Source organism: Novosphingobium sp. GW835-FHT14H07, from assembly GCF_058793515.1.
In genome coordinates, this window is record NZ_JBXAFX010000024.1 from 48,145 (window position 1) to 59,298 (window position 11,154).

At 59.4% G+C, this 11,154-nt stretch carries 7 protein-coding genes; 6 read left to right on the forward strand and 1 reads right to left on the reverse strand.

The window, feature by feature from the left end; translation table 11 throughout:
- Window positions 1-22: 22 nt before the first annotated feature.
- From pcaF to AC1Q5P_RS17355, 3 genes are all read left to right on the forward strand, one after another.
- Entirely contained in the window at window positions 23-1,228 is a 1,206-nt protein-coding gene (pcaF, locus tag AC1Q5P_RS17345) for a 3-oxoadipyl-CoA thiolase (protein ID WP_029995533.1), read from the forward strand.
- 168 nt (window positions 1,229-1,396) lie between these two features.
- Complete coding sequence (locus AC1Q5P_RS17350; protein WP_029995534.1) at window positions 1,397-2,299, forward strand: alpha/beta hydrolase; 903 nt, start codon at window positions 1,397-1,399, stop codon at window positions 2,297-2,299.
- A 61-nt stretch (window positions 2,300-2,360) separates the two neighbouring features.
- Complete coding sequence (locus AC1Q5P_RS17355; RefSeq protein WP_029995535.1) at window positions 2,361-4,004, forward strand: flavin-containing monooxygenase; 1,644 nt, start codon at window positions 2,361-2,363, stop codon at window positions 4,002-4,004.
- A gap of 330 nt (window positions 4,005-4,334) precedes the next feature.
- Here AC1Q5P_RS17355 and AC1Q5P_RS17360 read toward each other — a convergent pair whose 3' ends face one another.
- Window positions 4,335-5,705, reverse strand: coding sequence for an IS1380 family transposase (locus AC1Q5P_RS17360; RefSeq protein WP_124809292.1), 1,371 nt, complete (start codon window positions 5,703-5,705; stop codon window positions 4,335-4,337).
- Between the two features lie 429 nt (window positions 5,706-6,134).
- On the opposite strand from AC1Q5P_RS17360, the gene AC1Q5P_RS17365 reads away from it, so the two are divergent.
- From AC1Q5P_RS17365 to AC1Q5P_RS17375, 3 genes are all read left to right on the forward strand, one after another.
- Window positions 6,135-8,696 (forward strand): TonB-dependent receptor, encoded by a 2,562-nt coding sequence (locus AC1Q5P_RS17365; protein ID WP_124809291.1) that lies wholly within the window; start codon window positions 6,135-6,137, stop codon window positions 8,694-8,696.
- A gap of 272 nt (window positions 8,697-8,968) precedes the next feature.
- On the forward strand, window positions 8,969-9,721 hold the full coding sequence (locus AC1Q5P_RS17370) for an electron transfer flavoprotein subunit beta/FixA family protein (RefSeq protein WP_124809290.1): 753 nt from the start codon (window positions 8,969-8,971) through the stop codon (window positions 9,719-9,721).
- 100 nt (window positions 9,722-9,821) lie between these two features.
- The gene (locus AC1Q5P_RS17375) at window positions 9,822-10,754 is read left to right on the forward strand and encodes an electron transfer flavoprotein subunit alpha/FixB family protein (protein WP_124809289.1); all 933 of its coding nucleotides are present in this window, start codon (window positions 9,822-9,824) and stop codon (window positions 10,752-10,754) included.
- Window positions 10,755-11,154 lie beyond the last annotated feature (400 nt).

The window sequence follows — 11,154 nt, forward strand, 5'->3', positions numbered from 1 at the left end:
ACTTGAAGATAGGTCTGAAGACATGGCTGATGTGTTCATCTGCGATTTCATCCGCACGCCGATCGGCCGCCACGGCGGGGCCCTTGCCAGGGTACGCGCCGACGATCTGGCCGCTGTTCCGATCAGATCCCTGATCGAGCGAAATCGGTCGATCGACCTGGTCGAGATCGATGAGGTCCTGCTTGGCTGCGCAAATCAGGCAGGCGAGGACAACCGAAACGTGGCCCGCATGGCTGCCCTGCTCGCGGGCCTACCCGAGGAAGTTCCCGGCCTGACCCTGAATCGCCTTTGCGCCTCAGGTCTTGAGGCGGTTATCACTGGTGCCCGGTCGATACGGTGCGGTGAACTCCAGCTTGTGATCGCTGGCGGCGTGGAGAGCATGAGTCGAGCCCCGTTTGTTCAGCTAAAAGCCGAAACCGCGTTCTCACGCGCTGTCGCCATGGAGGATACGACCATTGGATGGCGATTCGTCAATCCGGCGATGCAGACGAGCTATGGCGTCGACTCGATGCCCGAGACCGCCGAAAACGTCGCGATGGAGTATTCGATCGGGCGGACCGATCAGGATGCCTTTGCCCTGCGGTCGCAGGCCAAGGCTGCCAGAGCAGGCAGCAACGGACGATTGGCGCGGGAAATCGTGGCGGTCAGCGCCCCAGTGAAGCGGGGGCAAGCCGCGATAATTGACGCTGACGAGCATCCGAAACCGAACACGACCATAGATGACCTCGCTCGACTACGACCAATCGTGCGTACCGACGGGACCGTCACGGCAGGAAACGCATCCGGGGTGAACGATGGTGCCGCAGCATTGCTGCTGGCGTCGAAGGAAGCTGTTCGTCGATATGGGCTGACACCCCTTGCCCGAGTGGTGACCGCTGCGGCAGCTGGGGTTCCTCCCCGGATCATGGGTATCGGTCCGGTTCCGGCGATCAGAAAGATACTCGCTCGGCAATCGCTGACGATGGGCGACATCGGCGTGATCGAACTGAACGAAGCCTTTGCCAGCCAGGCGCTGGCCTGCACGCGGTCGTTGGGTCTGGATGATGAAGATCATCGCGTAAATCCCAACGGCGGAGCGATCGCGCTCGGTCATCCGCTGGGCATGTCCGGGGCACGGATTACGGGCAGCGCAGCGATTGAACTTGCTCAAGGGACCGGGCGCTACGCCATTGTGTCTATGTGCGTGGGCGTCGGACAAGGAAGCGCGCTGCTGCTGGAGCGGGTCTAGGAGACCTGCCTCTGGGTGGCCGCAAAAAACGACAACGGAACGCGCAGTAAAATTCAAGACCTGAAGCCAAGCACGACATAGCTTCTCCACTGGATCAGCTCTCGGCCGCCCGAAGTTTCGGACAACGATCGATTGGGGCGTTCAAAAAAAGATGGATGGAGAGGCCAAATGGCGGACAATCGGGAAGCAGATTTCCTGCGCGAATTGTACGAGGATTGGAGCAGCCGGATGGCCGCCAATCCCGCAATGTCGATTGCCGATTTGCGCAGTATGTTCGACGAGTGGGGCAAACCAGCACGTGAACCCGAGGGCGTAAGCTACAAATCAGATGAAGTCGGCGGAGTCCCGGGAATATGGGCATTTCCGCAAGACGCCGATTCCGCGCGCGTCATTCTCTACACCCACGGCGGAGGTTTCGCCGTGGGATCGGCAGATAGTCATCGCAAGCTCGCAGGGCATCTTGCCAGCGCTCTGGGCGTAACTGCGTTCATTCCCGATTACCGGCGGTCCCCCGAATTTCCGTTCCCTGCCCAGATCGAAGACGGGATCGCCGCATATCTCGGTTTGATCGAAAGAGGTTTCCACCCTGGATTCATAACGACTGCGGGGGACAGTGCGGGCGGCAATCTCGCCATTGCCATTGCGTTTCGGCTCCGTGAGCTGGGCCGGCAACTTCCGGGCAGCATCATAGCTTTTTCTCCCTGGCTGGACATGGCGCTGCGTGGCGCGACACTCGAAGCCAACGCGGCGACGGACGCTCTTGTCGGGCGCCAGATACTCGAGGGCATGATCTCGATGTTTCTTGGCGGCACTGCGGACCCGCTGGATCCGCTGGCCAATCCACTCGAGAATGACTTTCAGGGCTTCCCGCCGCTTTATATCAATGCCGGTGGAGCCGAGGCATTGCTGAGCGATGCCGAGTCGTTGAGCGAAAAAGCTCGCAACGCAGGCGTTTCCGTCACCCTCTCGGTCGTCCCCGGAATGCAGCATGTCTTTCCGGCCCTTGCCGGGCGCGCGCATGAGGCGGACGACGAATTGCTCAGGATCTCAGCGTGGTATCGCGCACTTTGACCGCCGGAAAAACGCATCTTGCAACAATGGTTTGCGCGGAAATCCCGCGCTGGAGGTAAATATGATCAGAAATGTGACCGCGACAAAGACCCCTGGCGCGGACTTTGACGCAATTGTGATCGGCGGAGGCTTCGGAGGGCTCTATGCGGTCCACAAGCTGCGTAATGACCAGGGTCTCCACGTAAAGGCCTATGACAATGCGAGCGATGTCGGAGGGACCTGGTACTGGAATCGTTACCCGGGAGCGCTCTCGGATACCGAGAGCTTCTGCTATCGCTTCTCATTCGACAAGGAACTCCTTGATCAAGGCAGCTGGCAGACCCGCTATCTCACTCAGCCCGAGATTTTGGAATATCTCAACAATGTCGCTGACCGCTTCGACTTGCGCAGCAGCTATCAGTTCAACACCAAGATAGTATCGACCCGTTTCGACGAAGCGACTGGGCTATGGCATGTAGTAACGGACAAGGGTGAGACGGCATCGGCCAAGTATCTCATTACCGGCCTGGGACTTCTTTCGGCGATCAACAAGCCGACGTTCTGTGGCATCGACGACTATGCCGGTGACATTTACCATACAGGCGCGTGGCCTGAAGGGGTCGATCTCAGCGGAAAGCGTGTCGGCATAATCGGGACGGGCTCAACCGGAATTCAGGTGATCATTGCCCTGGCGCCCCAGGTAAAGCACCTGACCGTATTCCAACGATCTGCCCAATACGTCGTTCCGATCGGAAACTGGCCCGAAGACACTGAGACGATCGATACCTACAAGGCCAACTATGACGAAATCTGGAAGCAGATAAAGAGTTCGAATGTCGCCTTCGGTTTTGTCGAGAGCACCGTTGCGGGAATCGACGTCCCCGAGGCCGAGCGGGAGTGCGTATTCGAGGAAGCGTGGCAGCGCGGTGGTGGATTCCGCTTCATGTTCGAGACCTTCAACGATGTCGCGATCAGCGATGAGGTTAACACCTCGGCGGCAAACTTCATCAAGCGGAAAATTGCCAAGATCGTGAAGGATCCAGAAATCGCCCGGAAACTGACGCCCGGCGATATCTATGCCAAGCGCCCGCTGTGCGCGACGGATTATTACGGTGTTTACAACCGGAAAAACGTATCGCTGGCAGACGTCAAGGACGATCCGATCGCAGAATTCACGACAAGAGGCATCCGCTTGGCCAGTGGGATCGAACACGAACTTGACGCGGTGATTTTCGCTACAGGTTTCGATGCGGTCGATGGAAACTATACGAAGATCGATATTCGGGGACGCGGTGGCGTCACCATCCGGGACAAGTGGGCCGATGGCCCTCTGGGTTACCTCGGGATGATGGAAGCCGACTTTCCGAACATGTTCATGATCCTGGGCCCCAACGGTCCATTCACAAACCTTCCTCCCAGTCTCGAAAGCCAGGTGGAATGGATTTCCGACACGATTGCAACCATGGAAGCTGACGGCCGCTCCACTATCGAGCCGACGCAGGAAGCCGAAGATGCCTGGGTGGAAACCTGCCGGACAATTGCCAACATGACACTGTTCCCTAAGGCGGAATCGTGGATTTTCGGGGCGAACATTCCTGGCAAGAAAAACGCAGTGATGTTTTATCTCGGTGGTCTCGGCAATTACCGTTCAGAACTTCAATCGGTACGGAATTCGGGCTACGAATCGATGATATTCGATCGTCAGACTGCAACCACCGCGCTTTGATGACCATCGAAATTCGTTCGCGTCTGAACGACCGGACTGTTGCATTCCCCATCCCCCGCAAGGCCGTGACAGGTTCGGTCGTGCGGGGGACACGCTGCTTGTGGCCCGTCGATCGAGGGGTTGTCAGCAATCAAGGCTCGATTTCGCGGCATCGCCTCTAGCCCGGCTTATTCATGAGCCCGCTGCACTGGGGTGTTTAGGGTTTGGTGGGTCGGTTGCCGCGTGATCTGGGCGAGCGCCGGCGCCGGCGTTTTTCCCCGCAGCAGGAGCGATGGGCTTTTCGAGGTTGATGGACGAGGGCTCGGGCTTTCATCGGCACTGCCGCACTGGCTATGTCGGTGCTGGCCGGAGAATGGTGGCGATGGCTTTGAACACGCCGGCGTCCGGGCAGGCTGACGCGAAGGCGAGATGGATACGCGAGGAGGTTTCGATGACGCGGGCAGCGACCTTGAGCAGCCGCAGGCGTAGCGTTGCGAACTCGGCTGTGGCGAGCGCGGCTGTCTTGGGGATTTCCTGTTGGATGCGCCACATCAGCCAGTAGACAGCGGTGTGGAGGATGAGGCGCATCTGGTTGGCGTTGGCGGATCGGCACGAGGTGCGATCGCTAGCGAGTTGAGCCTTGTGGCGCTTGATCAGCCTTTCGGTCTGGCCGCGCGCGCAGTAGAGCGTGTCATAGATATGCTCGGCTGAGCCTTCGGTCAGTGAGGTGACGACATAGCGGATGTCCATGCCCAGCGTGCTGGCCTCGATCCGGGCGACGACGCGGCGCTGGCACTTCCAACTCTTCGCGCCGTAGTGCGTTTCGGCATAGTTGCGCAGGACCGGATACTGGGCCGTGGCCCGCTTGACCGCGCAGGCATCGACGATGGCAACGATGACCGTATCAGCACGCAGCGCGGCATTGGTCGGCAAGCCGAACACGTAATCGACGCGGTGGGCCTCGCAGAAGGCCTTGACTTCGGGGCGGCCATAATGCCCGTCGCCGCAGAAGGTGATGTGCGTTTCCGGCCAGTACCGGCGGATATGACGCACCAGGCGCCGGATGTGGCCGGCAACTTCGGCGCCCGACGGCGTCTTGCCGGTGCGCAGCAGAATCGCGACCGGACGACCGGTCGCGGTGTCGTACACATGGATCGGCAGGAAGCAGCGCTCACCGTGATGCCCGTTCCAGAAGGACAACTGCTGATAGCCGTGCACGACATCGCAGGTATCATCGAGGTCCAGCGTCACCGCCGCCGGTGGAGCCGGATAGCTGGCGCAGTAGACGCCGATCATCTCAGCCATCATCCTGGCCAGCTCACGTGTGGTCGGAGCATTCTCCCAGCGGCTCATCGTCGGTTGGCTGGCAAGCCCCGCGCCCGATCCCGGCAACTTGCCCAGCGCCAGGCGGAAGCCCGGATCGTCGCGCAGGGCGTCGAGATCATCGGCATCTTCATAGCCGCACGCGATCGCGAACACCCGGGCACGTAGGATGTCATCGAGGCGATGGATCACCCGCGTCGGGTCACGCGGGTCGGCGATGCAACTCGCAAGCCGCCGGCAGAGCCCCATCGCGCGCTCGGCCTGCGCAAGCAGCAGAACGCCGCCGTCCGAGGTTAGTCGGCCACCATCAAACGCGGCTGTGATCTTCTTCCCGCCGACCGCTGGGAATCGGAATGAGGTTGAGATAACGTCTTTCATGGCGGGTGTGGCCTGTGGCATTTTCTGCCCTGCAGCAGGGTCGGCGTAGACACCCAGTTCCTAATTCAGATCAGAGGCTTATGCCACTCCCGCCAACCCTTCAGGCCCCCGCCGGTGAATAAGACGGGCTAGCCACCCATCGGGCGCAACCGGAAGGGTGTCCCCCCATTGGGCTTGTTCCCCGTCGGATCGTGGCCCCTTCCGGCTCGACAAGAAGCGTGCCTTCTGCGCCGGCAGCCTTGATGCTTCTTGAGCGGAATGCAGGGTGATTGGGGCAAGCCTTCTTGGTGCACCCTCGCAGGATTGTTCAATCCTTGTTCGCAAGGATCTCCAAGACTCATGCGCCTCTTCGGCTTTACCCCCAACGGGAAACCAAGTCTGCATCTGGACACCTATGCGCAACTGTAACGGCGCGCACAGCCGAGCTTGGTAAGCAAGGGAGAGGGCAAAATGAATTTGAAAACAATATCGCGTCTCATGTGTGGCTGTACGTGGGCCTTGGCGCTGATCCCTGGGAATGTGAGCGCACAGGCTGTTGCGAGCAGTAATGATGCCCAGGCTGAACAGACTTCATCCGGAAGCGAAGTCGAGGAAATCATTGTTACCGCACGGCAGCAGAACGAATCCTTGAAGAATGTCCCGGCGTCGGTGGCCGTGCTGTCCGCAGACACGATCGAAAACACCAAGGCACGCGTCGCGGTCGATTTCGTGAACCTGACATCGGGTGTCACCATTCAAACCGCGACGACCGATCCATCCGACGTGTCGATCAACATCAGAGGCCTGAACAGCCCCCGCGATGCGGAGAACAACATTGCCTTGGTGGTCGATGGCGTGCTCAAGACGAGTATCGCCTCGACCAACGAGCCCCAGGGTGCGCTTGCACAGGTGGAAATCCTCAAGGGTCCGCAAGGCGCGATCTACGGGCGCAATGCGTCGGCCGGTGCAATCGTGATCACCACCAAAAAGCCTACGCCGGAATTGTCCGGGCAGATCAAGGGGCGTGTCGCGAACGACAATACGTACCTCATGTCCGGACTGTTGAGCGGCCCCATCACCGACAGTGTCGGGTTCGTACTTAACGGTGAGTGGACCAAGTCGGACGGCTATTATCGCAACACGTTTGTCGGATCGGATTTGCATCAGAGCGTCTATGGTTATCGCGGCAATCCGGCATCGGTAGACAGCTACAACAAGCTGAACCTCTTCGGGCGAATCCTGCTGGCACCTTCGGACGATACCGAAATCGACCTGAAGGCCAACTATGGCAGGAGCCACGGCGGCGCACTGAGCTTCAATGCGGTTTTCCAGATTCCTACGCTCGCCCAGGCGTTCAACGATCCGATATTCAACGCAAAGGTCAGCGATCACAAGTTCATCTTTACCGATGACACCGAGGCCAAGCACTGGCAGCGGACTTATGGCGCATCGATGAGGCTGCGACAGAATTTCGACTTCGGTTCGCTGATCGGTGTTGTCGCATATAACAACAACAAGAACGAATACATTGCCGGTGGGACCAGCGGCGCGTTCGGCTTCTTCAACAATGAACCGACCTGCCTCCGCAGCCGTGCGGCCACCGCAGGGGTTGTCAACCAGGCACCGTTCACGAAATACAATGCGGCATTCGGCTTTGCGATGCCCTATTCGCCTTCCACTTGCGACGGCATCCAGGGCAATCGCCGTACGCAGACAGACGTAATTTCCGAAATCCGGCTCATGGGTGGGGAAGGCTCTTCCTTCAACTGGCAGCTGGGTGGAAGCTACATCTTCATCGACAGGCGGGTTTGTGTGAACCTGACGCTTGACACGGGACTTGGCGGGACGCGTCAGTGCTTTACGATGGACCCCCGCTTCCCGACCGAAAACCTGACAGATGACAACTATCGGACCAATGTTTATGCCGCATTTGCGGCCGGAGACTGGGACGCTACCGACAAGCTGCGCCTCGGTGTCGCGCTACGCTATGATATCGAAGCGCGTGACCGTATCAACAATGTTCCGGTAAATGCTCGCACGCGCTGGGTTGGCAATCCGCGTACCGGGTATCCGATTGGAACCGCGACGACTCCCTCGAACTATTTCCTCAACCCCGGCCTTGATCCGGCATACAACCCATCTGGGGTGATCGCGCCGATTTCTTCAACCTTCAAGCAACTCCAGCCGAAGATAACGATCACCTACAAGCCGAACAATGATCTCACGATCTTCGGGAACTGGGGCATCGGCTTCAAGGCTGGCGGCTTCAATCCGGCAGGCACCGAGGCGATCATCAACGGCTACTTCAATCCACCACCGCCCGTGGGCATCAGCGCGGGAATCTCGGTTCCGGACCTGATCAAGAAGGAAACCAACAGCGCGTTTGAGATTGGGGTGAAGGGACGTCCGTTCAACGGCCTCAACTTCGAGGTGGCAAGCTTCCTGACCAACGTCAAGAATATGCAGTTCTTTGAATTCTTCGTGGGTGATTTCGGCTTGCTGCGCAGCACCTCGAACATCGACAAGGTGAAAATCTACGGAATAGAAGGATCGATTGACTACAGGATCTCCCCAATTTTCAAGATGTTTGTCAACGGGAATTATACAAAGAGCGAAATCAAGAAGAATTCCGGCCGCCCTTATACGGTAGGAAACAAATCTCCTGCGACGCCTGACTTTTCGATCAACGGGGGCGTTCAGATGAACGCCCCCGTCACGGATCTTGTCAATCTTGTCGGCCGTGTCGACTTCAGGGTTGTCGGTCCGACGCCATTTCACACGGTTCAGCGAAATACCACACCCACGATCTTCGGCTTACCGGCTACTTACGACAATTCCACACGCGATACTTTCGCGACGGTCAACGCAAGGCTGGGCGTCGATGTCGGCAGTTTTTCGATTTCGGCATTTTCTACCAACCTTTTCAACAAGCACTACGTTGAAGACGTTGTGATCGCGCCGGAATTCGGGGGCGACTTTATCGCAGGCGGCGCGCTGCGCCGGTTCGGCGTGGATCTCTCCTATAAGTTCTGAGGCGTGGTTCAGGCATTTTTTCGTAAGTAAAGTTCCACCCTTACCGAGGTAGCTACGGCGTCTTCATCAACCTACGGCTTCTTTGAACTGCGATTTTCTGAACCAGATAATTGCCAGTATCATTTGCCAACAATGTCGATGCCGATAGCTCCTCGGTCTTTTTATTACTATTGAGGAAATTCATCGGCGAACTTGGGTTCCGCTGTCTCCCATTCCTTTGAACGAACCCATCCGTGGTCGATAGACATCCTTGCCGTCGGAGATGTTTGCCCATGCAAGCCCTGGTCTGCGTGAAGCGCGTGATCGACTACAACGTGAAGCCTCGGGTGAAGGCGGATGGCACGGGGGTTGATCTTGCGAACGTGAAGATGAGCATGAACCCGTTTGACGAGATCGCGGTCGAGGAAGCGATACGCCTGAAGGAGAAGGGCGTGGTGACCGAGATCGTGGCGGTGTCGGTGGGCGTTGCGAAATCGCAGGAGACGCTGCGCACGGCGCTGGCGATGGGCGCGGACCGGGCGATCCTGGTGCAGGTCGATGACGGCGTCGAGGTCGAGCCGCTGGCGGTGGCCAAGATCATCAAGGGGATTGCCGACGAGGAAGCCCCCGGCCTGATCATCACGGGCAAGCAGGCGATCGACGATGACAGCAACCAGGTCGGCCAGATGGTCGCCGCGCTGCTCGGCCGCCCGCAGGGGACCTTCGCCAACGAGGTCTCGGTCGAGGGCGATGCCGTGGTGGTCAAGCGCGAGATCGACGGCGGTCTGCAGACGGTGAAGCTGGCTCTGCCCGCCGTGGTCACCACCGACCTGCGTTTGAACGAGCCGCGCTATGCCTCGCTGCCCAACATCATGAAGGCCAAGTCCAAGCCGCTCGCGAACAAGACGCCTGCCGACTACGGCGTCGACATCGCACCGCGCCTCAGGACGCTCAAGGTCACCGAACCGCCGGTGCGCAGCGCCGGGATCAAGGTGCCCGACGTCGATGCGCTGGTTGCCAAGCTCAAGGAATTGGGCGTAGCCTGAACACTCACCACCTCCTTTCGGCTCGAGCGAAGTCGAGCCACGCTCGCAGTGTCTCGACTTCGCTCGACACGAACGGGGTTGGGTTGAAAGGAATGATACGATGACCAAGGTTCTCGTTCTGGTCGAACACGACAACGCCAGCGTCAAGGACGCCACGCTCGCCGCCGTCACCGCTGCGGGCCAGCTTGGCGAAGTGACCGCGCTGGTCGCCGGCGCCAACTGCGATGGTGCCGCACAGGCCGCCGCGCAGATCGCGGGCGTGGCCAAGGTGCTCAAGGCCGACGACGCCAGCCTCGACAATGCGCTGGCGGAGAACGTCGCCCCGCTCGTCGCAGGCCTGATGGCGGATTACGACGCCTTCGTTGCGCCTGCCACCACCACGGGCAAGAACGTCGCGCCGCGCGTCGCAGCATTGCTCGATGTCATGCAGATCTCGGACATCCTCTCGGTCGAGGGGCCCAGGACCTTCACCCGCCCGATCTACGCCGGCAACGCCATCGCCACGGTCGAGTCCAGCGACGCCAAGCTCGTCATCACCGTGCGCGGCACCGCCTTTGCCAAGGCCGCCACCAGCGGGGGCAATGCCAGCGTCGAGACCGTCAGCGCCACCGCCGACAGCGGCCTCAGCAGCTTCGTCAGCGCCGAGATCGCCAAGAGCGAGCGCCCCGAACTGACCAGCGCCAAGATCATCGTCTCGGGCGGCCGCGCGCTGAAGGATGCGGCCACCTTCGAACAGATCATCACCCCGCTCGCCGACAAGCTCGGCGCTGGCATCGGCGCGAGCCGCGCGGCGGTCGATGCAGGCTACGTGCCCAACGACTACCAGGTCGGCCAGACCGGCAAGATCGTGGCCCCCGAAGTCTACATCGCCGTCGGCATCTCGGGCGCGATCCAGCACTTGGCCGGCATGAAGGACTCCAAGACCATCATCGCCATCAACAAGGACGAGGACGCCCCGATCTTCCAAGTCGCCGACATCGGCCTCGTGGGCGACCTGTTCACCCTGGTCCCGGAACTGACGGGCAAGCTTTGACGCTCCTGCAGAACCGGAAAAGCTGTGAGCAACCTGTCGAGGCAGTCGGTGGCGTCAGCGAACTGGTCGAAGCGACCGATCGGTTCCGGACCGGATTGAGGCAGGCACAGACTCATTCTTAGTAATTGCCAGCGATTACCGCGCGTTCACCGCCGGCTGACCTGCACCCGGAATCTTGGACCGTTCGGAGCTGGAAAATTCCAGTTATGAACGGAGGTCCAGGATACGGAGTGTGTGATGAAGAGATCAAATTTTTCGGAGGCGCAAATATGGGTTCTCGTAGCCATTGTGCAAAAAGTGCCACTAAGCAAGTTGCGGAAATATAAGTGCCTGATTCAGAAGTTTCTCAATTCCAGCAATATCTTGCGGTTCGGCGCGTGAGCATTCGGATTGAAGCTAT

Bases quoted from the DNA above. Each gene is read 5' to 3' on its own strand.
- AC1Q5P_RS17370 (WP_124809290.1), top strand. From the start codon at position 8,969: ATGCAAGCCCTGGTCTGCGTGAAGCGCGTGATCGACTACAACGTGAAG.
- AC1Q5P_RS17375 (WP_124809289.1), top strand. From the start codon at position 9,822: ATGACCAAGGTTCTCGTTCTGGTCGAACACGACAACGCCAGCGTCAAG.
- AC1Q5P_RS17350 (WP_029995534.1), top strand. From the start codon at position 1,397: ATGGCGGACAATCGGGAAGCAGATTTCCTGCGCGAATTGTACGAGGAT.
- AC1Q5P_RS17360 (WP_124809292.1), bottom strand. From the start codon at position 5,705: ATGCCACAGGCCACACCCGCCATGAAAGACGTTATCTCAACCTCATTC.
- AC1Q5P_RS17355 (WP_029995535.1), top strand. From the start codon at position 2,361: ATGATCAGAAATGTGACCGCGACAAAGACCCCTGGCGCGGACTTTGAC.
- pcaF (WP_029995533.1), top strand. From the start codon at position 23: ATGGCTGATGTGTTCATCTGCGATTTCATCCGCACGCCGATCGGCCGC.
- AC1Q5P_RS17365 (WP_124809291.1), top strand. From the start codon at position 6,135: ATGAATTTGAAAACAATATCGCGTCTCATGTGTGGCTGTACGTGGGCC.